This window comes from Aromatoleum anaerobium (assembly GCF_012910705.2).
Classification (GTDB): Bacteria; Pseudomonadota; Gammaproteobacteria; order Burkholderiales; family Rhodocyclaceae; genus Aromatoleum; species Aromatoleum anaerobium.
In genome coordinates, this window is sequence record NZ_WTVG02000039.1 from 1 (window position 1) to 21,268 (window position 21,268).

24 protein-coding genes and 1 pseudogene are annotated in these 21,268 nt (G+C 65.7%); 11 read left to right on the forward strand and 14 right to left on the reverse strand.

Going from position 1 to position 21,268, the window contains the following annotated elements; genetic code table 11:
• Positions 1-4 precede the first annotated feature (4 nt).
• On the reverse strand, positions 5-2,152 hold the full coding sequence (locus GO606_RS12120) for a TonB-dependent receptor family protein (protein ID WP_169117067.1): 2,148 nt from the start codon (positions 2,150-2,152) through the stop codon (positions 5-7).
• 205 nt (positions 2,153-2,357) lie between these two features.
• Here GO606_RS12120 and GO606_RS12125 point away from each other — a divergent pair, with 205 nt between their 5' ends.
• Positions 2,358-2,663: a transposase gene (locus tag GO606_RS12125; protein ID WP_169117068.1), complete on the forward strand. Its 306-nt coding sequence runs from the start codon at positions 2,358-2,360 to the stop codon at positions 2,661-2,663.
• 56 nt (positions 2,664-2,719) lie between these two features.
• On the opposite strand, the gene GO606_RS12130 is transcribed toward GO606_RS12125, so the two are convergent.
• Positions 2,720-2,884, reverse strand: a complete 165-nt coding sequence (locus tag GO606_RS12130) for a hypothetical protein (protein WP_246979527.1) — start codon at positions 2,882-2,884, stop codon at positions 2,720-2,722.
• 83 nt (positions 2,885-2,967) lie between these two features.
• On the opposite strand from GO606_RS12130, the pseudogene GO606_RS12135 reads away from it, so the two are divergent.
• Positions 2,968-3,180, forward strand: a pseudogene (locus GO606_RS12135) (hypothetical protein); the annotation flags it as partial.
• A 153-nt stretch (positions 3,181-3,333) separates the two neighbouring features.
• On the opposite strand, the gene GO606_RS12140 reads toward GO606_RS12135, so the two are convergent.
• Positions 3,334-3,906, reverse strand: a complete 573-nt coding sequence (locus GO606_RS12140; RefSeq protein WP_169117069.1) for a YIP1 family protein — start codon at positions 3,904-3,906, stop codon at positions 3,334-3,336.
• Positions 3,907-4,191: 285 nt separating this feature from the next.
• Between GO606_RS12140 and GO606_RS12145 the strand changes: the two genes are divergently transcribed.
• The 3 genes from GO606_RS12145 to GO606_RS12155 all read left to right on the forward strand — a co-directional run bounded on the left by GO606_RS12145 (position 4,192) and on the right by GO606_RS12155 (position 5,333).
• The gene (locus tag GO606_RS12145) at positions 4,192-4,386 is read left to right on the forward strand and encodes a type II toxin-antitoxin system VapB family antitoxin (protein ID WP_169117070.1); all 195 of its coding nucleotides are present in this window, start codon (positions 4,192-4,194) and stop codon (positions 4,384-4,386) included.
• The gene (gene vapC, locus GO606_RS12150; RefSeq protein WP_169117071.1) at positions 4,383-4,784 is read left to right on the forward strand and encodes a type II toxin-antitoxin system VapC family toxin; all 402 of its coding nucleotides are present in this window, start codon (positions 4,383-4,385) and stop codon (positions 4,782-4,784) included. Before GO606_RS12145 ends, vapC begins: the two co-directional genes overlap by 4 nt.
• A gap of 210 nt (positions 4,785-4,994) precedes the next feature.
• Positions 4,995-5,333 carry a BrnA antitoxin family protein gene (locus GO606_RS12155; RefSeq protein ID WP_169117072.1) on the forward strand — a complete coding sequence of 113 codons (339 nt, stop codon included), beginning with the start codon at positions 4,995-4,997 and terminating at the stop codon, positions 5,331-5,333.
• Between the two features lie 79 nt (positions 5,334-5,412).
• On the opposite strand, the gene GO606_RS12160 is transcribed toward GO606_RS12155, so the two are convergent.
• From GO606_RS12160 to rcsF, 3 genes are read right to left on the reverse strand one after another with little or no spacing between them, the layout of a single operon-like run.
• Positions 5,413-6,057: a hypothetical protein gene (locus tag GO606_RS12160; protein ID WP_169117073.1), complete on the reverse strand. Its 645-nt coding sequence runs from the start codon at positions 6,055-6,057 to the stop codon at positions 5,413-5,415.
• Positions 6,058-6,089: 32 nt separating this feature from the next.
• Complete coding sequence (locus GO606_RS22130) at positions 6,090-6,464, reverse strand: nucleotidyltransferase family protein (RefSeq protein ID WP_169117074.1); 375 nt, start codon at positions 6,462-6,464, stop codon at positions 6,090-6,092.
• Complete coding sequence (gene rcsF, locus GO606_RS12165) at positions 6,464-6,847, reverse strand: Rcs stress response system protein RcsF (protein WP_169117075.1); 384 nt, start codon at positions 6,845-6,847, stop codon at positions 6,464-6,466. Before rcsF ends, GO606_RS22130 begins: the two co-directional genes overlap by 1 nt.
• A gap of 134 nt (positions 6,848-6,981) precedes the next feature.
• On the opposite strand from rcsF, the gene GO606_RS12170 reads away from it, so the two are divergent.
• On the forward strand, positions 6,982-7,542 hold the full coding sequence (locus GO606_RS12170; RefSeq protein ID WP_169117076.1) for a phage integrase N-terminal SAM-like domain-containing protein: 561 nt from the start codon (positions 6,982-6,984) through the stop codon (positions 7,540-7,542).
• Here the strand turns inward: GO606_RS12170 and GO606_RS12175 are convergent.
• From GO606_RS12175 to GO606_RS12210, 8 genes are all read right to left on the reverse strand, one after another.
• Positions 7,495-7,878: a HEPN domain-containing protein gene (locus tag GO606_RS12175; RefSeq protein WP_169117077.1), complete on the reverse strand. Its 384-nt coding sequence runs from the start codon at positions 7,876-7,878 to the stop codon at positions 7,495-7,497. The two genes, GO606_RS12170 and GO606_RS12175, sit on opposite strands and share 48 nt — an antisense overlap.
• Positions 7,862-8,185: a nucleotidyltransferase domain-containing protein gene (locus GO606_RS12180; protein WP_169117078.1), complete on the reverse strand. Its 324-nt coding sequence runs from the start codon at positions 8,183-8,185 to the stop codon at positions 7,862-7,864. The genes GO606_RS12175 and GO606_RS12180 overlap by 17 nt, the downstream gene beginning before the upstream one ends.
• 57 nt (positions 8,186-8,242) lie before the next feature.
• Positions 8,243-11,704, reverse strand: coding sequence for a transcription-repair coupling factor (gene mfd / locus GO606_RS12185; RefSeq protein WP_169117079.1), 3,462 nt, complete (start codon positions 11,702-11,704; stop codon positions 8,243-8,245).
• 89 nt (positions 11,705-11,793) lie between these two features.
• Positions 11,794-12,459 carry a dienelactone hydrolase family protein gene (locus tag GO606_RS12190; protein ID WP_169117080.1) on the reverse strand — a complete coding sequence of 222 codons (666 nt, stop codon included), beginning with the start codon at positions 12,457-12,459 and terminating at the stop codon, positions 11,794-11,796.
• Positions 12,460-12,565: 106 nt separating this feature from the next.
• The gene (gene amrS, locus GO606_RS12195) at positions 12,566-13,639 is read right to left on the reverse strand and encodes an AmmeMemoRadiSam system radical SAM enzyme (protein WP_169117081.1); all 1,074 of its coding nucleotides are present in this window, start codon (positions 13,637-13,639) and stop codon (positions 12,566-12,568) included.
• A 98-nt stretch (positions 13,640-13,737) separates the two neighbouring features.
• Complete coding sequence (amrA, locus tag GO606_RS12200; protein ID WP_211166471.1) at positions 13,738-14,292, reverse strand: AmmeMemoRadiSam system protein A; 555 nt, start codon at positions 14,290-14,292, stop codon at positions 13,738-13,740.
• On the reverse strand, positions 14,270-15,097 hold the full coding sequence (gene amrB, locus GO606_RS12205) for an AmmeMemoRadiSam system protein B (protein WP_169117082.1): 828 nt from the start codon (positions 15,095-15,097) through the stop codon (positions 14,270-14,272). Before amrB ends, amrA begins: the two co-directional genes overlap by 23 nt.
• A 40-nt stretch (positions 15,098-15,137) precedes the next feature.
• Positions 15,138-16,409: an MgtC/SapB family protein gene (locus GO606_RS12210; protein ID WP_169117083.1), complete on the reverse strand. Its 1,272-nt coding sequence runs from the start codon at positions 16,407-16,409 to the stop codon at positions 15,138-15,140.
• Positions 16,410-16,652: 243 nt separating this feature from the next.
• On the opposite strand from GO606_RS12210, the gene GO606_RS12215 reads away from it, so the two are divergent.
• The 5 genes from GO606_RS12215 (at position 16,653) to thpR (ending at position 21,265) form a co-directional block, all read left to right on the forward strand.
• Entirely contained in the window at positions 16,653-17,681 is a 1,029-nt protein-coding gene (locus GO606_RS12215; RefSeq protein ID WP_169117084.1) for a type I glyceraldehyde-3-phosphate dehydrogenase, read from the forward strand.
• 111 nt (positions 17,682-17,792) lie between these two features.
• Positions 17,793-19,412: an indolepyruvate/phenylpyruvate decarboxylase gene (gene ipdC, locus GO606_RS12220; RefSeq protein ID WP_169117085.1), complete on the forward strand. Its 1,620-nt coding sequence runs from the start codon at positions 17,793-17,795 to the stop codon at positions 19,410-19,412.
• Between the two features lie 69 nt (positions 19,413-19,481).
• Positions 19,482-20,183 carry a 2-C-methyl-D-erythritol 4-phosphate cytidylyltransferase gene (ispD, locus tag GO606_RS12225; protein WP_211166472.1) on the forward strand — a complete coding sequence of 234 codons (702 nt, stop codon included), beginning with the start codon at positions 19,482-19,484 and terminating at the stop codon, positions 20,181-20,183.
• Between the two features lies 1 nt (position 20,184).
• Entirely contained in the window at positions 20,185-20,682 is a 498-nt protein-coding gene (ispF, locus tag GO606_RS12230; RefSeq protein ID WP_169117086.1) for a 2-C-methyl-D-erythritol 2,4-cyclodiphosphate synthase, read from the forward strand.
• Positions 20,672-21,265 carry an RNA 2',3'-cyclic phosphodiesterase gene (thpR, locus tag GO606_RS12235; protein ID WP_169117087.1) on the forward strand — a complete coding sequence of 198 codons (594 nt, stop codon included), beginning with the start codon at positions 20,672-20,674 and terminating at the stop codon, positions 21,263-21,265. Before ispF ends, thpR begins: the two co-directional genes overlap by 11 nt.
• Positions 21,266-21,268: the final 3 nt, after the last annotated feature.

Genomic DNA, 21,268 nt, shown 5'->3' on the forward strand with positions numbered 1-21,268 from the left:
GCATTCAGAATCGATAGCTCGCCCGCACGCCGGCGTACCAGCTGCGCTCCGGGCCGGGTTCGTAGAACCGGCCGTTGCCGTCGCCCACGATCACCGAGGCGACGTGCTCGCGGTCGAACAGGTTGTCGAGCCGCAGCATCTCGTTGAACGTCCACGGGCCGGATTTCTGTTCCGCGGTGAGGCGCAGGTTCACCAGGGCGTGGCCCGGCGCAGCACGCTCGGTGTTAGTGTCCTCGACGTACACCTTGCTGCGATAGAGCGCCTCGAGTGCCGCGGCGATCCCGCCGACGGGGATCCATTCGAGTTCGGCGTAAGCCGACAGGGCAGGAATGCCGGGCAGGCGCCTGCCGTCAGCAATTGTCTTCGCCGCCGTGCCGCTGCCGGTCACGAAGGTTTCGTCGTAGATCGCCTGCAGCCGCGTCACGCTCAGCCGGCCGCGCCAGTTCGGCGAGAATTCGCTGTCGGCCGCGAGCTCGACGCCCCGGCGCAGCGTCGTGCCGGCGTTCTTGAACACAGTGCGTCCGCCGGAACTGCTCTCGACGACCAGTTCGTCGTCGGTGCGCACCTGGAAGATCGCGGCGTTGAGCCGCGTGTTGTCGCCGACGAAAGCCTTCACGCCCAATTCGAGCTGCGTGCTGGTTGCGGGCTCGAGGCCGAAATTGAAACCCGCGGTGCCGCCCGCACCCGAATACGCGAGTTCGGTCATCGTCGGGGTCTCGAAGCCACGCGCGACGCTGCCGTAAAGGTTGAGCGCCGGGCTCAGCTTGTAGACGACGCCGAGCGCCGGGGTCGTCTCGCGGAAGGTAAGCGCGCCGCTGTCGTCGCCGTTCGCGAGGTAGTTGTCATCGACGTCGAATTTCACGCGGCTTTGGCGCAGCCCCGCGGTCCATTGCCACGCCCCCTGTTCCCAGGCGGTCTGCACGTACGGATCGATGCTCGTGACGGTGTCTGTCTCGTCGCGGCGCAGCCGGCCTTTGACCCCGAGGGTCGTGCCGATGAAGTTCTCGAAGCCCTGGCGGTCATCCTCGGAGCGGTCGACGTCGATGCCCGCGGTGAACGTCAGCTTGCCCGGTCCGAGCTCGCGCTGGCCGATCCAGCGTGCGCCGACGCCGTGGAAGTCGCGGTCGAAATCGATGACGCCGCCGGAATGCCGCGGGTTGGCCTGCGGGCCGGCCGGGATCGACTGGTACTGCGTGACGCTGCGCTGCCCGGCATAGGCGACAAGCTGCAGGCGGTCGTCGCCGAAGCGCCGCTCGTAAGTCGCGCCGCCTTGCAGGTGGTCGATGCTCTTGCGCGTGTCGAATGTTTCGGCGACCGATTCGGCGGCGCGCGGGTCGCGCCGGTAAGTCGCCCACGTCAGGCCCAGCGGGTCCTCGGTATCGGGCTGGCGCAGGCCGCTCGCCGTCAGCGTCAGCCGGCTGTCGGCGTCCGGCGCGAAGTTCAGCTTCGCGAACGCCTGCTCGCGAGTCGCCGCGCTGTGGTCGCGATAGCCGTCGGTGTCGAAGCGCGACGCATCGAGCAGGTAGCCGATGCCGTCCTTCTCGCCTTCGCTGCCCACTCCGATCCGCGTCGTGCCCCAGGAGCCGGCAAGCGCACCGCCGCGCACGCTCGGCGTGCCTTTCGGGTCGCGCGAAAAGAGCTGGATGACGCCGCCCGCGTGGTTGCCGTAGATCGTCGAGAACGGGCCGCGCAGCACTTCGATGCGCTCCGCGACGTCGAGGTTGAAGGTCGCGGCCTGACCCTGGCCGTCGGGATTGCTCGCCGGGATGCCGTCGGCGATGAGCTTCACGCCGCGCACGCCGAAAGCGGAGCGGGCGCCGAAGCCGCGGATCGAGATCTGCAGGTCCTGGGCGTAGTTCTGGCGGTTCTGCACGACGAGTCCGGGAATGCCGGCCAGTGCTTCGGAGGCGTTGACGCCGAGGTTTCCTGCCCGGACCCTGGCCATGTCGACGACATCGACGGAAAACGGCAGGTCGAAGCTCTCGGCCTCGACGCGGCTGCCGGTGACGACGACCGGATTCAGTACCGGCGCCGCGTCGGCAGCGAAAACCGGCGCCGAGCCGACGCCGGCGAGGCCGGCGAGCAGCGCCAGCGCGACGCGACGCAGGCGGGGACGGGGAGCGTTGTCGTTGGGCGTTGAAGGGCGATTCATCGGTCGGTGTCCTGTCAGGGGTCGATTGTCCGGGGCGTTGGGGGTCGACTGTACGGGTCCGCCAGTATTTCCGCATCGCCAAGGATGGGGAAAGGTCCTGCAGAAAATCATGAGACCGGCGTATCGGGGCAGGCCGCTCCTGAAGCTGTCCCCGTTTGATGGACGCCATGAAGTGCGGTTCTAAGGCTTCATGGAGGAACGTGAGATGAAAGCGACAATTCCGAAGCGGGTCTATACAGCGCAGTTTCGCGAGGCCGCGGTGCGGCAGGTGATCGATGCCGGACGCAGCTCAAGCGAGGTGGCGCGCAGTCTGGACATTTCGTCGAAGACGTTGGGCAACTGGGTGCGCCAGGCGCGCCGCGGCAAACCGCTCGTCAAGCGCGCGGCAGCGGTGCAGGTCGATGAGGCCCACGCCGAGCTGAGCCGCCTGCGCAGCGAGGTGGTACGGCTGCGGGTGGGCAACGAAATTTTAAAGCGGGCGGCGGCGTACCTCGCGAGGGAGTCGCGGTGAAGTACGCCTGGATCGCGACTGACGCGCGATCTGCGCGAAGCCGGTTACGCGGTCAATCACAAGCGGGTGCGCCGGCTGATGCTGCGCGAGGGTTTGCAGGCGCGGCGCCGGCGCCGCTTCGTGCGCACGACCGATTCGCGCCACTGCCTGCCGGTGGCGCCGAACCTGCTCGAACGCGACTTCAACGCGAGCGCGCCGAACCAGAAGTGGGTCGCCGACATCACCTACGTTGCGACCGACGAGGGGCTGGTTGTATGTGGCGCTGGTGTTGGACCTGTTCAGCCGCCGCTTGGTCGGCTGGGCGATGAGCGATCGCATCGATACTCGCCTCACGACGGACGCGCTGGCCTTGGCGCTGGGCCTCACCGTGCCGGGCAAGGACAGGATCCTCGGGGTGACGATCGTCGGCGAGCACGCGGGCGACCTGATTGCGGAGTATGTGTTCGCAATGCGCCACGGGCTCGGCCTCAACAAGATCCTCGGCACGATCCACATTTACCCGACGCTGGCCGAGGCCAACAAGTACGCTGCCGGCGAGTGGAAACGCGCCCACGCGCCGCAGAAACTGCTTGAATGGGCCGGCCGTTTCCACGGCTGGCGGCGGGCTCGGCCAAGCCCGCCGCGGCCACGGCCGCGGCGGCCGGGCAGGCATCGAACTCGGCAGGCTCCCCTACGACAGGAGCAGCGGCGCGGCCGCGACCAGCACCAGAGCGCCCCACGCGAGCACGCCGAGGCTGATGACCTGGACCGCGACGTCGCTGGCATTCACGTCCTCCTCGACGCCGAGCAGCCGTTCAACGCCGTGGTGGATCAGGACACCCGACGCGAGAAGCGCCGCGAACGCGATAAGGACGACAACCCAGACTTGACCGGCGAGCAGCGCGAGCGATGAAAGCCACAGCGGCACCGGTGCGATCCCCGCCACCGCATACGCGCCGCCCAGATCGCCGCTTGCTCCCTTGGCGGTGCAGGCCCTGCGGATCACTCCGGCCATCAGCGGAACGCTGATCTGCTCCGCGATGAAGAACAGCAGCGCACCAAGCATCCAGGCGCCGAACGGTACGCCCGGAAAAACGGTAGCGCCGACGCCCGACGCCGCCTGCAAAATCATCACCGGCGGAAGGATCGACAACGGCAACACGAGCATCAGGAACAGCTTCCCCTGACTCGGGTGCCTGCGCTGCACATCGTCCCAGCCGCGATGGGTTGAAAAGAGCATCATCGGATATTGCATCAGATTCATGGTTCTCTACTCCTTATGCCGTTTGGACCCTGGAGCGCGCGGCGCGCCGAGTGATGCACATGCCAGCAGGTGCAACTTGAATACTACTCGGCGCTTCTGGAATCGCAAGGACCGCACGCGGAGCAATCGCCGTTTCCCCGCAATCCGAAGCGAAAACGGGGCGATGCCCGGCACTGGCAACTGCACGCACGTTTGCACGCTGTCGATCTTGGCACTGTCGTGCGAGGTTGCCGAGAGAGCCGCCAAAGACTACGATGTGTATATATGAATTAAATGATACACATCATGCGTACCAACATCGTGATTGACGACAAGCTGATGAACGAGACACTTCGCGTAACAGGATTGAAAACCAAGCGTGAAGCGGTGGAGCTTGGCCTTCGGACGCTGCTTCGCCTTCGACAGCAGGAAGAGATTCGCCGGTTTCGCGGAAAGCTCAACTGGCAGGGAGATCTTGACGCGATGAGGACGGACAAGTGATTTTGGTCGATTCTAGCGTTTGGATCGATTATTTCCGGGGAACCGTTACGCCCCAAACGGAAAAACTGGACTCGCTGCTTGGGGTAGAACCCATTGCCACAGGGGACTTGATTCTGACCGAGGTGCTGCAGGGCTTCACGAGCGAGCGCGACTTCAATAAAGCCAGAGCACTCATGGCTTCGCTGATCGTGGTTGCCCTGGGAGGGCAAGAAATTGCCATTCAAGCAGCCAGGAACTTTCGTTCGCTGCGAGCGCTGGGAGTAACGGTGCGAAAAACGATTGATACCGTGATTGCGACCCGATGCATAGAAAGCGGGCTGGATTTGCTGTACAGCGACAGGGATTTTGAGCCGTTTGTTGAGCACTTGGGCCTCCGATCCGCCCTCACCGAAATCTAACGACGGAGGTGGAGAAGCAGGCAGACAGCGCAGCTGTCGAATGAGTATCGCCTCGACGTGGAGAGTGTGCGAAGCAACGAACAGCGGATACAGTCGTTCGCGTATGTGTTGATGTGCTGGCAGTGCTGACGGTGGTGCATACGGTTCGCGAAGATGCCCTGCGGATTGTCAGTTTCCGACCGGCGAGTGAAGAGGAAAGGAGCGCTTACCATGGCTGGCTCGAAGAGGACTTCAATGGCAACCAATGAGATGCACGCCACTCGCAAAGGCGGCGAAAGCAAGACCGACTTGGCGAAAGTACGAGCCGGGACGCCGTATGTCTGGGACGGCAAGAACGAGGACGAACGGCCGCTGACACGTGAAGAAATGCAGGCCGGAATCGAGGCGTACCGTAAGCAACGTGGGCGACCCACTGGAAGTGACAAAGAGTCGACTACGATTCGTTTCGACCGAGACGTCCTCGCCGCCTTCCGTGCCGCTGGCCCCGGCTGGCAGACACGCATGAATGCGGCGCTACGCGACTGGCTCAAGACTCACTCTGCAACGTAATGTCTGGGGCATAACGTTCCGCATAACCGGGTGGCAATGGAGCGCAGCGGAATTGCCAGTCCGAGTTGATCGTTGGGCGTCATTTAAGCAACCCTGCGATTTCGACCCCGGCAGTGCTCAGGACCACCCCGACGAAAAGCCATGATGCTCCTATAGCTGAGATGTGGACTCCGCCGGTCCCTGTGGCCTCAAGCTTTGCACGAATCGCGTTGTCTTCTGCTTGCCGTGCCCGCTCTTCATTCTTCAGCGCTTCAGCTGTTTTCCGGAACTTTTCGTCCATCTCCTTTTCGGTGCTGCTGATGCGCTCGTGAATGAGAGAGATGTTTCTTTCCAGAGCGTCGAGGCGGGTATCAATCGTCGGATTCTGGCCTGCTCCCTGCGTAGCGTACCCTCTGGCTTTGCAGGTAGCGGCAGAAAGAGAGGCAGCGCCAGCGGCAATGACAACGTTTCTTCGCCGGAGAGGAAAACGCTCGACCCATGACTTTGCCTTCGCTGCAAAAGACGGATGCCCAAACAACGCTCGGGTTTCGGAAATTCCCCAAATCACCGTGGCAATGCCAAGGAGTTGGAGAACGAGCCCTGTGAGCCGGATCACGGGTTCAGGCGTGTGTGGCCGAAGAGACACAATCAAGGCGGCCGAAATTACACCGAGGGCCAGCCAAGCGAAGCGGGCTTCGACCAGCCAAGGCCACAGTTGCTTAACCCGAGACACGCTGATAGGCACGGAGGCCTCCTTATGACGCCCAACGTGATAGCTCAGGGACGCGCCGCTTGCGGCGCGTCCCCTGCAGCGCCCTGTTGGGCCGGCCGTTCATACACAATGCGACTTCCGACAATCAAGCCAGCATGAACGACTGGCGTCTCAATGGGGCCGCCGTACCACTGAAGGTCAACTGCAAACGGAATACGCAACGAAATGGAGCAGCGAAGTTGTGCTGCCTCGGCGATCCAAGTGGCAAGAGAGCCGGAGTCACCCCGCCTTGTGGTTATTTCAATGGCGACATCGAGGTCGCTATCGTGTCGGTTGTCGCCCCTCACGCGACTTCCAAACAAGTAAGCCTTCTCTACAACAGGCTCTGTTGCGGCCCACGAGGCGACCATTTCGGACAGCGTTTCAATAGAAATCACCATCAATCCTTGTATTGAACGGCGTCACCGACACAAACTATGGACGACCAGCAATTATTTATCCAATCAGCCCCTGAGTTAATTTGACAGACCACGTTGACGACTGCATCTGCATCAAGCGAGGCTGCTCGTAATTTCACGCCCTCTATTGCCTCGGCCTCAGTGAGTTGTTGGCGCTGATAAGCATTGCGATGGCACGAAAGCCCCTTAACGGCAGCGAGAACTGTATGGGGGCGTGTAGTCGGTCCACGCACAACCTCCATCGAAGCAACCCGAGCGCGTTGATCGCCTGTAAGGCTTCCGACATCCGGATTAGTAGCGCAACCCGTTAAGCTCGCGAGTGCCAGCAGCATTGCAAATAGTGAAACCGTATCTTGAGTTGCCATGTTTCGCACTCCCTGCGCCCAACGTATGGTCGACACCAAGTGTCGGGATAAAAGTGCTATCGGACACTGCGGATATCCCGCCGGCCGCTGACAAGCCGCTGTTTTGCAAGGTAGCATTCTGGCTCCCATATGTCATGGTGTCCGATATCGTGGAGAATCCGTCCTCCCTCTCTCCGTCCCCCTCGCCCGTCGCACCCGGGGCGCCGCGGCTGCTCGATCTCGTGCGCGAGCGCCTACGGTTGAAGCATTACAGCGTGCGTACCGAAAAGGCGTATCTGGGATGGATCAGACGATACATCATTCATCAGGGGCGGCGCCATCCCGCCGACATGGGCAGGCGCGAGGTCGAGGCGTTTTTGACGTCGCTCGCGGTCGAGCGCGACGTGAGCGCGGCGACGCAGGGGCAGGCGCTGTCGGCGATCCTGTTTCTGTACCGCGAGGTGCTCGAGCAGCCGCTGCCGTGGCTCGACGAGGTGACGCGTGCGAAGCGGCCAGCGCGTCTGCCGTCGGTGCTGTTGCGTGCCGAGGTGCAGCGCCTAATCGCGGCGGCCGACGATCCGCTGAACCTGATCGTGTCCCTGCTGCATGGACCCGAACTGCGGAGCGCCATGGCGCACGCTCAATTCACTCGTGGCACGTCTTCGCTCTCACTGAAGACAAGCGGCCGCCCAGTGTTCGAGAGCTACGACAGCTGACTCGGCTTCTTCGGCCGTAACGTTCGGAGCGTGCACGCCGAGATAACGAAACTCGACGGCGTAGGGGGTCAGGCGCGTGAGCAGGTCGCGTGACACAGGCAGATCAATCTGATTCTGCCCGGAGAGCGCGGCGAGTTCGAGCAGATCGTGGGTGCGACGGAAAAACACGCCCCGTTGCACGAGAACTGCCTTGATGAACTTTTCCGCCGCCTGTTGCGCGTGGAACAGCATCGACTCGTGGGGCGACTCGGCCGACTTGCGCAGTATCAGGAAGGTCGTTCGATCGCGCACCGCTGCGCGAAAGATTTCATTCGCCTGTTCAGTGTGCGGATTCATAAAGCACCCGGCCTTCGCGCGCCGCCCAATACACCGGAGTGCTCCACCAATCCTTGCGCTGCGCGAATTCCGGTTCGGTCAGAAGCATGAGGTCCACGCCGACGCCGAGGCTGCCGAGGGCGTCGCGAAGACACATATACTCTGCGGTGGCGTCGGGGATTTCGCGCTCGATCACCATAAGGTCGAGGTCGGATTCCTCTGTCGCGTCGCCGCGAGCGTAGGAACCGAAGACGATGACCCGCGTTGGCGCATGAGCCGCCGCTACCAGCCTCCGCACGGCCTTAGAGATCGATTCGTCGGTCAACATTGTCGTTCCTCGCGAGGGCTCACGGGAGGGCTTGAGGCTATAGAACCGGAGGTCATTCTACGCCTTCACCGCCTCCAGCAATTCCTTCACCCCCTGCACGCGCTGCTTGAGATTCGGCAAGCTGGCCTTGCGGATCAGCCGATCCGGACCGGACATCTTGGTGTTGCGGTCCTTCTGGATCAGGAAGATGACTTTTGCCGGGTCGATCGGCGCGTCGGAGCCGAACTGGACGCTGATTTGCGCGTCGCTTGCGTCGAGCTTGGCGACGCCGAACGGTTTGACGAGCAGGCGCAGGCGGTGGGTTTCGATCAGCGCCTGGGTCTGCGGCGGCAGTTCGCCGAAGCGGTCGATGAGTTCTTCCTGCAGGTTGCGCAGGTCGCCGTCGGATTCGCAGTTCGCGAGGCGCTTGTAGAGCGTGAGGCGCTCCTGCACGTCGGGGCAGTAGTCGTTCGGCAACAGCGCCGGGGTGTGCAGGTTGATCTCGGAGACGACGTCGAGCGGCTGCGTCAGGTCCGGCTCCTTGCCGGCCTGCAGGTCGCGCACTGCGCGCTTGAGCATTTCGGTGTACAGGCTGAAGCCGACCTGCTGGATCTCGCCGGACTGGTTCTCGCCGAGCACTTCGCCGGCGCCGCGGATTTCGAGGTCGTGCATCGCGAGGTAGAAGCCGGAGCCGAGCTCTTCCATCAGCGTGATCGCCTCGAGCCGCTTCTGCGCGAGCGCGGTCGGCTTGGCGTGGGCGTCGGTCAGCAGATACGCGTAGGCCTGGTGGTGGCTGCGGCCGACGCGCCCGCGCAGCTGGTGCAGCTGGGCGAGGCCGAAGCGGTCGGCGCGGTTGATGATGATCGTGTTGGCGGTCGGGATGTCGATGCCGGTCTCGATGATCGTCGTGCACAGCAGCAGGTTCGCGCGCTGCTGCGTGAAGGTGCGCATCACGCGTTCGAGCTCGCGTTCCGGCAGCTGGCCGTGGCCGATGACGATGCGCGCTTCGGGCAGCAGTTCGGCGAGGTCGTCGCGGAAGTTCTCGATCGTGTCGACCTCGTTGTGCAGGAAATACACCTGGCCGCCGCGCTTGAATTCGCGCAGCACCGCCTCGCGGATGATGCCGCGGCTCGTGCGGTGGACGAAAGTCTTGATCGCGAGCCGCTTTTGCGGCGCGGTCGCGATCACCGAGAACTCGCGCAGGCCTTCGAGCGCGAGGCCGAGCGTGCGCGGGATCGGCGTCGCGGTCAGCGTCAGGATGTCGATCTCGCTGCGCAATGCTTTCAGCATCTCTTTCTGGCGCACGCCGAAGCGGTGTTCCTCGTCGATGATGACGAGGCCGAGGCGCTTGAACTGCACGTCCTTCTGCAGCAGGCGGTGCGTGCCGATGATGATGTCGACCTTGCCTTCGGCGAGCTGTTTCAGTGCGTCGGCCTGCTCCTTGGCGCTCTTGAAGCGCGACAGTTCGGCGATGCGGATTGCAAAGTCGGCGAAGCGGTCGGAGAAAGTCTGGTAGTGCTGTTCGGCGAGCAGCGTCGTCGGCGTCAGCACGACCACCTGCTTGCCGTCGGCGACCGCGACGAACGCGGCGCGCAGCGCGACTTCGGTCTTGCCGAAACCGACGTCGCCGCACACCAGCCGGTCCATCGGCTGGCCGGATTTCATGTCGGCGACGACGGCATCGATCGCCGCCTGCTGGTCGGGCGTCGTCTCGAAACCGAAGCCTTCGGCGAACGCGTCGAGGTCGTGCTGTTTGAAGTCGAAGCGGTGGCCGGGGCGGGCGGCGCGCTGCGCGTACAGCGCGAGGAGTTCGGCCGCGGTGTCGCGCACCTGCAGCGCCGCCTTCTTCTTCGCCTTTTCCCACTGGCCGGAGCCGAGGCGGTGCAGGTCGACCGCTTCCGGGTCGGCGCCGGCGTAGCGGGTGATGACGTGCAGCTGCGACACCGGCACGTAGAGCTTGTCGCCGTTGGCGTATTCGAGATGCAGGAACTCGGTCTCACCCTCACCCAGGTCCATGTGGATCAGGCCGAGATAGCGGCCGATGCCGTGCGACACATGCACGACCGGGTCGCCTGGCTTGAGTTCGGACAGGTCGCGCAGCCACCCTTCCATCGTCGCCGCCTTGCGCGCGTCGCGTCGCCCGCGCGTGCGGGCAGTCGTCGCGTAAAGCTCGGACTCGGTGACGATCGCGATCTTCGCGCCCGGCAGCACGAAGCCGCTCGCGAGCGGCCCGACGCCGAGCGCGAGCGGTTCGCCGGAGACGAGGAAGCCGGCGAAATCCGCGCTGGCTGCCGGCCGGAGGCCGTATTCGCCGAAGAACTCGGAGATCGTCTCACGCCGTCCCGGTGCGTCGGCGAGCACGAAGACGCGGCCGCCGCTGCGCGCCCAGTCGCCCGCGAGGAGCTCCTTCAGGCGATGCAGCGGGTCGGTCGCCTTGCGTTCGACGGAAACGTCGGGGAGGGGAGTGGCGGCCGGCGGCACGTCACCGACGGCGTCGGCGGCTGAAACCTGGATTCGCGGGCGGTCCTTCAGCGCGGCGAAGAAGCTTTCCTGGCCGAGGAACAACGCTTCGGGCGGCAGCGCCGGGCGGGTGCGGTCACCTTTGAGGAAATCGTGGCGCGAGCGCGTGTCACGCCAGAATTCGTCGATCGCGGCCGGCACATCGCGGTGCAGCACGACTGCCGCGTCGGCCGGCAGGTAGTCGAACAGCGTCGCCGTCTCGTCGAAGAACAGCGGCAGGTAGTACTCGATGCCGGCCGGTGCGATGCCGTTCGACACATCCTTGTACAGCGACACGCGCGACGGGTCGCCTTCGAACGCTTCGCGGAAGCGGCTGCGAAAGCGCGTGCGGCCGGCGTCGTCCATCGGGAACTCGCGCGCCGGGAGCATGCGGATCTCCGCCACCGGGTAGACGGTGCGCTGCGTGTCCGGGTCGAAGGTCTTGATGCTCTCGACCTCGTCGTCGAAGAGGTCGATGCGAAACGGCAGCGGCGCGCCCATCGGGAACAGGTCGATCAGCCCGCCGCGCACCGAGAACTCGCCCGGGCTGACGACCTGCGTCACGTGCGTGTAGCCGGCGACCGCCATCTGGTTGCGCAACTGGTCGACGTCGAGCTTCGCGCCCTGCTTCAGGAAGAACGTGTAGGCGGCGAGAAAGGCCGGCGGGGCCATGCGGTACAGCGCGGTCGAAGCGGGCACGAGCACGACGTCGGCCTCGCCGCGGCTCACCGCATAGAGCGTCGACAGGCGTTCCGAGATCAGGTCCTGGTGCGGCGAGAAGCTGTCGTAGGGCAGCGTTTCCCAGTCCGGCAGCAGGTGCGTGCGCAGCGCGGGCGCGAACCACGCGATCTCGTCCTGCAGGCGCTGGGCGTCGAGCGGGTTCGCGGTCACCAGCAGCAGGCAGGGGCCGCGCGTCGCGAGTTGGGCGATCGCCAGCGCGTCGGACGAACCGGCGAGCGCGGGCAGATCGAGCCGCATGCCGGGCTTCGGAAGGGAAAGCGCCGTGAGCTGGGGCAGCAGGGGGTCGAGCGGTCGGGACATCGGACGGGGGCGCGGCGAGACCGCGAAAGAGACGGGTAAGGGCGGAATTATAGGGGATGGGACGGAGCGGGCTTGTCCGACTGGCCGGATCACCCGAGCCCATCGGCAACGGGCGGCGGCAACTTCGTGCGCAACCACTCCGCCGCGAGCAGCGCGAAACGGTCGAGTGCGCCCGGTTCGGTAAAGTCTTCGCCGGCACCGTCGACGAGTTTCCAGTCGCGCGGGGCGCGGATGTGCTCCCAGGCGCGCAGGATCATGGCGAGGTGGAGGTCTTCGCTGCCGATAATCATGCGCAAGGGGACCGCCAGCGTGCCGAGCGGGGTTGCGCCGGCAAGGTCCGGGCGGCCGGCGCGGCACACGATCGCCGCGAAGCGTCCGGGGCCTTTCCATGCCGCCCGGATCGCCGCGCCGCTGCCGGTGCCGGAGGCGACCAGCCCGATCGCGAGGCCGGTGAGCGGTGGCTGGTGGCCGATCCAGTCGGCCACGGCGAGGACGCGGTTTGCCAGCTTCGGGACATTGAAACGCGCATCGGCGTCCCGTGTCTCTTCGTAGCGCGTCAGCAGGTTGATGATCAGCGTCGCGAAACCGGCGTCCTGCAGCGCAGCGGCGACTTTCGTTTCGCACGACTGGGTCGGCGTGCTTCCCGACGGGCGAAGAATCACCGCCAGGCCCCGCACGGTCGGCGCATGCGACAGCTCGCCGTCGAGCCAGACGCGCTCGGCGGGAATGCTGATGGTGGTGTGGCGCAGCTTCACTTCGGGCCTGGGAATGCTGTCAATACGGCTGTCAATACGGCTGTCAATACGCCGGAGCGCAGGCGGCGAGCATGGCACGGTGCGGGTATCGCGGCAACATCGGCTATCAGGCCACGCGGTGGATCGGGACCGGAATCCGGCGCGAGCCGAACGGTTGCTCGAAACGCGCGAAGCGGCCGGCCAGGGGCGTCCCGCAGGCCAGGCATGCGCCGCTGTCGTCGAGCGCATAGCCGAGAATCTCGTACCAGTCGCGCTCGATGACTGCCTTGCCGCATCCGGTGCAGCGCGTCGCGCCGCCATCGACGTCATGCACGTTGCCGGTATAGACGTGCCGCAGGCCCTGCGCGAGCGCAATGCGTCGCGCGCGCGTCAGCGTCGCGGGCGGTGTTGGCGGCGTGTCGGTGAGCTTGAAATCCGGGTGGAAGGCGGTGAAATGCAGCGGCACTTCGGTCCCGAGTTCCTTCGCCACCCAGTTCGAGAGCGCGAGCAGTTCCTCGTCCGAATCGTTCTCGCCGGGGATCAGCAGCGTCGTGATCTCGACCCACACGTCGGTTTCATGGACGAGCCATTTCAAGGTGTCGAGCACCGGCTGCAGGTGCGCGCCGCACAGCTTGACGTAGAACTCGTCGGTGAAACCCTTGAGGTCGACGTTGGCCGCGTCCATGTGCGAGAAAAGGTCGCCGCGCGCGACTTCGGTGACGTAGCCGGCCGTGACGGCCACGGTCTTGAGGCCGAGCGCGTGCGCCGCATCGGCGACGTCCACGGCGTATTCGGCGAAGATCACCGGGTCGTTGTACGTGAAGGCGATGCTGCGGCAACCCCACTCGGCCGCGGTCCGGGCGATCTCGTCGGGGGACGCCTGGTCCATCAGCCGGTCCATGTCGCGCGACTTCGAGATGTCCCAGTTCTGGCAGAACTTGCACGCGAGGTTGCAGCCCGCGGTGCCGAACGAAAACACGCTGGTGCCGGGATAGAAGTGATTGAGTGGCTTCTTCTCGATCGGGTCGATGCAGAAGCCGGAGCTGCGACCGTAGGTGGTCAATACGATGGCGTCGGACTCGCGCATGCGCACGAAGCACGCGCCGCGCTGGCCTTCATGGAGTTTGCAGTAGCGCGGGCATACGTCGCACTGGATGCGATCGTCGTCGAGCTTGTGCCAATGGCGTCCTGGATGGTTCATCCGTGTCCTCACCGCCGCGACCGGCCGGGGCGGCCAAGCGCGACATCAAGAGGTGAAAGTCTGCCGCCGAGCCTCGAGCCGCGCCCGGACCGACCGGATCACTCACGCCACTTGCATACGGTGTAGGTCGCGGCCAGAAGGGTGCCGATGGGGTGATCCGGCGCCAGCCCGGCTTTGCGTTTAAGCGCTGCGACGAACTCGCGCGGTTCCGCCAGCTGTTCCCACACCTGCGGCAGAAAAGTCGCGCTGCGGCAGCTGCCGGAAAGAATCAGGCCGTCGATGCCGGGGCGCAATTGGCGCAACAGATCGACTTCGTCGGCGAACTCGAGGAACTGCGGTTCCGATAGCAGAGACACTTCGATCCGGATGTCGTTCAATTCGCGAGCCGCAAGCGGGAGGAAGCGCGTGTCCCGCGTCGCTGCGGCAACGGCGTTGAGGGCGACGTCTTCGCCGAGGGCGCGTTGCGGGCGCAGGCTGCCGATGCAGCCGCGCAACTCGTCGTAGAGCTTGAGGGTCACGAAGGTGGCAGCGCGTTGCGCGAGGCGCTCGTCCTCCGCGAACGGCGCGGCGGTGAGCCCGAGGTGGCGTTCGAGCGCGCGGCGCGCGTGGGCGAGCAGCGTCAGGCCAAGCTCAGTGTCGGGCAGCGTGGGCATGGGTGCGAGACTCCGAGAATGCGATGCTGGCGTAGCCGACGACGCGGGAACGGTCGCCGGCGGTATCGCCCGAGTTGCGCAGGTCGAGCAGGTGCGGCTCCAGGCCGTGTCGTGCCGCGGCGCGCAGCAATCCGTTGACCGGCGTCGCCCCGCACGCCTGCTCGTGGTCGATTCCCGTGCGAAGCTTCAGGATCTGGCCGACCGTGGCGCGGTCGCAGCTCTGTGCCTGGCCGTACGGGTGGTAATGCGACAGGTCGGAGCTGATCACGATCAGCGTCTCGGGGCCGCCCCACAGTGTTTCGATGATCTCCGCTACCGCTTCGGTGCTGGCGTTCCCGACGAGCAGCGGAACCAGTTCGAAGGCGTCGAGCACCGTCTGCAGGAAAGGCAGCTGGACTTCGAGACTATGTTCGGCGGCGTGCGGGCGATCGTCGACGACGACGTCGGGCCGTGCCTGGAGCGCTTCGCAGTCGCCGCGGCTCATCGGGATCTGCCCGAGCGGCGTCGAGAAGAATTGCGCGGCCGGCAGGGCGAATGCCCGGACCGCCATGCGATGCGCCGGGCCCAGGAGCACGACGCGCCGCACCACGTCGCGCAACCCGGCCAGATTCGCGTACGCGGACGCCGCGACCGGCCCCGAATAGACGTAGCCCGCGTGCGGCACGATCAGGGCTTTCGGTGCGGGCACCGTTTCGAGCGGCACCGCGGCCGCCAGCATTTCTCCGATCTGCGCGCGCAATGCGTGCGGATCGTCCGGATAGAAGTAGCCGGCAACCGCGGCCGGCCGAATCGAAGCAGTGGCCATGGAATTCCTCGTTGGGTGCGAGCACAGGAACCTGCTGCAATTATAGGCCGCTGCCGGATAGCGCGTGCCAGGCGGTGCCGGCTGCGAGGCCGAGGCCGATGGCACTCATGCCACGGAAAATCCTCTTGCCCAGCTCCCGTCCGCCGAGGACGACGGCGAGCACCGTCTTGAAGCCGAGATTGGCCATCATCGCCACGCCGATCGCGATCACGGCCGCGTCGGCAGCGAGTCTCTCGAGGGAAAACAGGCGCATGCTCGACAACGCGATCGCGTCCATGTCGGCGAGGCCCGACACGGCGGCGAGCGCGTACAAGCCGTGGGTGCCGACGATGTCGGACAGCCACGCCGAAACGAACAGGATGACCGCGTACAGCACACCGAAGCCGAGCGCCGCGCGCAGCTCGGTGGGGTTGCGCGTCTGCGGGAGCACCGCCTCGCTGCCGGCCGGAATCCGCCAGTACCAGATCAGCGTTCCCATGCCGAGCACCAGCCCCGGCAGGACCACGATCGCGAGCTTGGCGAGGAGCCCGGGTGCGACGACTGCGGCGATCAGCGCGATCCGGATCATCATGACGACGTTGGCGAGGATGATCACCAGCGCCGCCACCGGGGCCGAGGCCGGCGTGACGCGACTGTCGCGGGCATGGATCAGCGTCGTCGCGGTGCTCGACGCGAGGCCGCCGGCGATGCCGACCAGCGCCGCTCCATAGCGCGCGCCGACAAGCCGGAGGATCGCGTAGCCGGCAAAGCTGAGTCCCGATATCAGCACCACCATCCACCACACCTGGCGGGGGCTGACTGCGCCCTGGGGATCGATCGGGCGGTCCGGGAGGATCGGCAGGATCACGAGCGAGAGCACGCTGAACTGGATGATCGAGATCCAGTCTTTCGATTCGAGCCGGGTGGCCATGCCGCGCAGCTCGGCCTTGAAATACAGCAGGATCGTCGTCGCCACTGCGAGCATCACCGCGATCGTCGCGTGGCCGAGCCACACCGCCGTGCCGAGGCAGTAGCACAGCAGCAGGGCCGCGACCGACGTGGTGCCCGGATCGGTCGCGTCGGGATGGCGAAGGTAGGCTGCGATGATCATCACCCCGACGATCGCGAGGCCGAACACGAAAGGCGCGACGCTGTCGAAATGCTCGCCGAGCATGCCGATCAGCGCGCCGAGCAGGCCGACCAGTCCGAACGTGCGCAGGCCGGCGCGGGCCGAAGCGACGCGCTCGCGCTCGAGGCCGATCAGCAGCCCGATCCCGATTGCGATCAGGAAAGCCTGAATCTGTGCCGCGTCAAAAGGCTTCGCGAAAGGCATGCCGTTACTCCCGATTGTTCTTGAAGGTCTTCGTGATATTGCATGCCGACTGGTTCGTTAATCTATTCGATTCGTGCGGGCGGTGAAACGGTGCGCCGTGCGGCAGAGGTCCGCGCCAATGCCGTGGTCGAATCGTTACGTGTATTCTGGCGGTTCGCGCACCGGCCTCGTCGATTCGCCGTAATTCAGCAGACATAATGGAGCATGAGTGGATTCATTTTTTTGGCAGGCGAGAGACGCGAAATGAGCAACTCGCTGCGTATCGCAATCAACGGTTATGGCCGGATCGGGCGTTGTTTCCTGCGCGCGCTGTATGAGTCGCCGCTGAAGAACACGCTGCAGATCGTGTCGATCAACGAGCCGGCCGACCTCGCGACCATTGCCTACCTGTCACGCTTCGATTCCACGCACGGCGTTTTCCCGGGAAAAATCGGGACCGGAGCCGATTGCCTGATCGTCGACGGGCGCGAGATCGGCGTCACGCATGCCTCTGTGCCCGAGGAGGTCGACTGGAAGGGGATCGGCGTCGACCTGCTGATCGAATGCTCGGGTTGCTACACGCAACGCCATGATTTCGATCGCTTCCTCGAAGCGGGGTGCGAACGGCTGCTGATCTCGCAGCCCGGACGCAGCGCGCAGGACGTCGATCTCACGGTCGTGTATGGCATCAACCACGGCGAGCTCGGCAGCCATCAGCGCATCGTGTCCAACGCCTCGTGCACGACGAACGCGGTCGTACCCGTCCTCGACCAGTTGCACCGCGCGTTCGGCATCGGCCATGTTTTCCTGACGACGCTGCATTCGGTGATGAACGACCAGCCGCTCATCGATGGTTATCACCATTCGGATCTGCGGCGCACGCGTTCGGCCATGCAGTCGATGATCCCGGTCGGAACGGGACTCGCCCAGGGCGTCGAGCGCTTCCTGCCGCAACTGGCGGGACGGGTGCAGGCCAAGGCGATCCGCGTGCCGATCCTCAACGTCTCGGCGATCGACGTCGTCGTCGAACTCGGCTGCGACGCGACATCCCGGGAAATCAACCTGCTTCTCTCGGAAGCCGCGGCGGCGCAGCCGGGCCTGATCGCCTATTCCGTCGATCCGCACGCATCGATCGACTTCAGCCACAACCCGCACTCGGTCATCGTCGACGGCAGCCAGACGCGCATCAACGGCTCGCGCCTCGCGAACCTGCTGCTGTGGTTCGACAACGAATGGGGCTACGCGAACCGGATGCTGGACGTCGCGAATTACTGGAGCAAGCGGTTCAGCTGAGGGCGTCAGGTTTGGCGCGACACGAAGTTGCGCAAAAGCCCAAAAAAACGAAATTCCCTGCTCGGCAAGCGCGCGTATTCTGACGTCTCCAACCCGATATGGATGACTGTCATGAACCTGTCCCAGGCCCTGCTAACCGCGCTGCGCGATCACGGCGCACGCGAGATATTCGGCATTCCCGGCGACTTCGCGCTGCCGTTCTTCAAGGTCATCGAAGAGTCCGGCATCCTGCCGCTGCACACGCTCAGCCACGAGCCGGGCGTGGGATTCGCGGCGGATGCGACGGCGCGCTATCGCTGCTGCCTGGGCGTCGCTGCGGTGACCTACGGCGCGGGTGCGCTGAACATGGTGAACCCGGTCGCCGGTGCGTATGCGGAAAAATCGCCTGTCGTCGTCATTTCCGGTGCGCCCGGCGCGGGCGAGTCGCGTTCCGGGCTGCTGCTTCATCATCAGGCCAAGACGCTGGACTCGCAGTTCGAGATCTATCGCGAGATCACCTGCGACCAGGCGCGCCTGACCGATGCGCGCAGCGCTCCGCGCGAAATCGCGCGCGTGCTGGCGAGCTGCCTGCGCGAATCGCGGCCGGTCTACATCGAGCTGCCGCGCGACATGGTCGGCGTGCCGTGCGAGCCGGTGATCCCGCTCGTGCCTCCCGCGCCGGACCGTGAAGTGTTATCGGCATGCGTGGACGAGATTCTCGTGCGCCTGCGCGGCGCCACGTCGCCGGTGCTGATGGTGGGGGTCGAAGTGCGCCGCTTCGGGCTTGAAGCCAAGGCGGCGGAGCTCGCGCGACGGCTCGGAGTGCCGGTCGTGACCAGCATCCTCGGCCGCGGGCTGCTCGCCGGAACGGATGCGCCGCTCGTGGGCACCTACCTCGGCGTCGCCGGACAGCAGCAAGTGACCGATCTCGTCGAGCAGTCGGATGCGCTGCTGCTGCTCGGCGTCATCATCTCGGACACGAACTTCGGCGTGTCGTCGAAGCAGATCGACCTGCGCAAGACGATCCAGGCGCTCGACCGTCGTGTCACGCTCGGCTACCACACGTATCCGGAGGTGCCGCTCGCGGCGCTGGTCGACGCCCTGCTCGAGCGCCTCGACGGGCCTGCCCCCGCGGTGCGTTTCGATCCGCCACACTACCCGCGCGGGCTGCAGGCCGACGACGCGTCGATCACCCCGAACGACATCGCGCTGGCGATCAACGACCTGATGGACGCCCACGGCCGGATGCCGATCGCGGCCGACGTCGGAGACTGCCTGTTCACCGCGATGGACATCGAGCCGACCGCGCTCGTCGCGCCGGGCTACTACGCGACGATGGGATTCGGCGTCCCTGCCGGTCTCGGGCTGCAGGCGGCATCCGGTGAGCGGCCGCTGATCCTCGTCGGGGACGGCGCGTTCCAGATGACCGGCTGGGAACTCGGCAACTGCCGCCGCTACGGCTGGGATCCGATCGTGATCGTGTTCAACAATTCCTCCTGGGAGATGCTGCGCACTTTCCAGCCGGAATCGGCGTTCAACAACCTCGACGACTGGGGCTTCGCGGCGATGGCGGACGGGCTCGGCGGCGACGGGGTGCGGGTCGGCACGCGCGCGGAACTGAAGGCGGCGCTCGACCATGCGCTGGCGACGCGGGGACGTTTCCAGTTGATCGAGGCGATCATCCCGCGCGGCGTGCTTTCGGACACGTTGTCGCGCTTCGTCGCCGGCGTGAAGCGGTTGTCGCAGAAATAACAGTGGCGCCGGCGCCGGGCGAGGGGTTGTCTTGGCGGGAGCCGGCGTCGCGCGGGTAGAATCCGCGCCATGCAGAACTTTCAGCCTCGTCATTTCGCAATCGTCCCGGCGGCCGGCAACGGCAGCCGCATGGCAGCGTCCCGGCCGAAGCAGTATCTTCCGCTGCTCGGCAAGCCGCTGATTTTCCATTCGCTTGCCGTGTTGTGTGCCGCGCCGGCGATCGACAAAGTGTTCGTCGTGCTTTCGGTCGACGACGCCGAGTGGCGTCGTCACGACTGGTCCTCGCTCGGCCCGAAGCTGGTGCCGCTTTTTTGCGGCGGCGCGACGCGGGCCGACAGCGTGCTCGCAGGGCTGCGCGCGGCCGCCCATGAGGTCGAGCCATCGGACTGGGTGCTGGTGCACGACGCCGCGCGCCCCTGCCTTGCGCCGTGGCACATCGAGAAGCTGATCCGGGAACTCGCGCGCGACGAGGTCGGCGGCCTGCTCGCCGTGCCGGTCGCCGATACGCTGAAGCGCGCCGGCGAGCACCGGCAGGTTCTCGCCACCGTGCCGCGCGAAAACCTGTGGCAGGCGCAGACGCCGCAGATGTTCCGCCATGTGATGCTGCGCCGCGCGCTGGAAGCTGCGACGCACGTCACGGACGAGGCCAGCGCGATCGAGGCCGCGGGCCTGCATCCGCGACTCGTCGAGGGCGACGCGACGAACCTGAAAGTCACTTATCCGCTCGACCTGCACCTGGCCGAGTGGATCCTCTCGAACCGGGAAGGCTGAAATGAAAACTCCGTTCCGTATCGGCCAGGGGTTCGACGTGCATGCGCTGGTGCCGGGGCGGGCGCTGATCGTCGGCGGCGTGCACATTCCGTTCGAGCGCGGCCTGCTCGGGCATTCGGACGCCGACGTCCTGCTGCACGCGCTGACCGACGCGCTGCTCGGCGCCGCCGGCCTCGGCGACATCGGGCGACTCTTTCCCGACACCGACGCGGCGCACGCGGGTGCCGACAGCCGCGTGCTGCTGCGCGAAGCGTTTGCGGCCGTACGGGCCGCGGGTTTCGGCGTCGTGAACGTCGACGCGACGGTGATCTGCCGAGCGCCCCGGATCCTTCCTCATGCGCCGGCGATGGTCGCGAACATCGCCGCTGACCTGGGCATCGACCCGGCGGCGGTCAATATCAAGGGCAAGACGACCGAAAAGCTTGGTTTCACCGGCCGCGGCGAGGGCATCGCGGCCCAGGTCGTCGCGCTGCTGGTGCGACAGGGCGATGAAACCTGATCCCGCTGCGACGGGAAAACCTTCGCGCGTATTCTTCGCGCTGTGGCCGGACGCCCGCGTTGCGAAGCGCCTGCATGAACTCGGCGCCGAGGCGCACGCGGAATGCACCGGGCGCCGGACGCGATGCGAGACGCTGCACCTGACGCTCGCGTTCATCGGCGACGTGTCGCCGCAGCGCCTCGCCGACCTGATCGCGGTCGGGAATTGCGTCGAGGCGACCCCGTTCACGCTGCGGCTGGACTGCCTCGGTGGCTGGCGCCACAACCGCATCGTCTGGGCCGGCGCGCAGAGCTGTCCCGCGCCGCTGGCCGGACTCGTCGAGCGACTCAACGACGCGCTTGAAGCCGCCGGTTTTGCCGTCGAGCGGCGCCCGTTCGCGCCGCACGTGACGCTGCTGCGCAAGGCGCATACGCAGGTTTGCGCGCGCTGTGTGGAACCGATCGACTGGCCTGTCGACGGCTTCGTGCTCGTCGAGTCTGTGCAGAGCAGCGCCGGCGCGCATTATCGGACGCTCAGGGAATGGCGAGCGGGGAAGGGCGGCGGCCAAGGCGCAGACAGCCGGTGCGCCGGGAAAAGCGGCTGACGA

Bases quoted from the DNA above. Each gene is read 5' to 3' on its own strand.
- GO606_RS12175 (WP_169117077.1), bottom strand. From the start codon at position 7,878: ATGAATCCGCACACTGAACAGGCGAATGAAATCTTTCGCGCAGCGGTG.
- ipdC (WP_169117085.1), top strand. From the start codon at position 17,793: ATGAACCTGTCCCAGGCCCTGCTAACCGCGCTGCGCGATCACGGCGCA.
- GO606_RS12155 (WP_169117072.1), top strand. From the start codon at position 4,995: ATGGCTGGCTCGAAGAGGACTTCAATGGCAACCAATGAGATGCACGCC.
- GO606_RS12215 (WP_169117084.1), top strand. From the start codon at position 16,653: ATGAGCAACTCGCTGCGTATCGCAATCAACGGTTATGGCCGGATCGGG.
- amrS (WP_169117081.1), bottom strand. From the start codon at position 13,639: ATGAACCATCCAGGACGCCATTGGCACAAGCTCGACGACGATCGCATC.
- amrA (WP_211166471.1), bottom strand. From the start codon at position 14,292: ATGCCCACGCTGCCCGACACTGAGCTTGGCCTGACGCTGCTCGCCCAC.
- amrB (WP_169117082.1), bottom strand. From the start codon at position 15,097: ATGGCCACTGCTTCGATTCGGCCGGCCGCGGTTGCCGGCTACTTCTAT.
- GO606_RS12210 (WP_169117083.1), bottom strand. From the start codon at position 16,409: ATGCCTTTCGCGAAGCCTTTTGACGCGGCACAGATTCAGGCTTTCCTG.
- GO606_RS12120 (WP_169117067.1), bottom strand. From the start codon at position 2,152: ATGAATCGCCCTTCAACGCCCAACGACAACGCTCCCCGTCCCCGCCTG.
- ispD (WP_211166472.1), top strand. From the start codon at position 19,482: ATGCAGAACTTTCAGCCTCGTCATTTCGCAATCGTCCCGGCGGCCGGC.
- GO606_RS12180 (WP_169117078.1), bottom strand. From the start codon at position 8,185: ATGTTGACCGACGAATCGATCTCTAAGGCCGTGCGGAGGCTGGTAGCG.
- rcsF (WP_169117075.1), bottom strand. From the start codon at position 6,847: ATGGCAACTCAAGATACGGTTTCACTATTTGCAATGCTGCTGGCACTC.
- GO606_RS12130 (WP_246979527.1), bottom strand. From the start codon at position 2,884: ATGTCGGCGACCCACTTCTGGTTCGGCGCGCTCGCGTTGAAGTCGCGT.
- thpR (WP_169117087.1), top strand. From the start codon at position 20,672: ATGAAACCTGATCCCGCTGCGACGGGAAAACCTTCGCGCGTATTCTTC.
- GO606_RS12170 (WP_169117076.1), top strand. From the start codon at position 6,982: ATGGTGTCCGATATCGTGGAGAATCCGTCCTCCCTCTCTCCGTCCCCC.
- GO606_RS22130 (WP_169117074.1), bottom strand. From the start codon at position 6,464: ATGGTGATTTCTATTGAAACGCTGTCCGAAATGGTCGCCTCGTGGGCC.
- GO606_RS12145 (WP_169117070.1), top strand. From the start codon at position 4,192: ATGCGTACCAACATCGTGATTGACGACAAGCTGATGAACGAGACACTT.
- ispF (WP_169117086.1), top strand. From the start codon at position 20,185: ATGAAAACTCCGTTCCGTATCGGCCAGGGGTTCGACGTGCATGCGCTG.
- GO606_RS12125 (WP_169117068.1), top strand. From the start codon at position 2,358: ATGAAAGCGACAATTCCGAAGCGGGTCTATACAGCGCAGTTTCGCGAG.
- mfd (WP_169117079.1), bottom strand. From the start codon at position 11,704: ATGTCCCGACCGCTCGACCCCCTGCTGCCCCAGCTCACGGCGCTTTCC.
- GO606_RS12140 (WP_169117069.1), bottom strand. From the start codon at position 3,906: ATGAATCTGATGCAATATCCGATGATGCTCTTTTCAACCCATCGCGGC.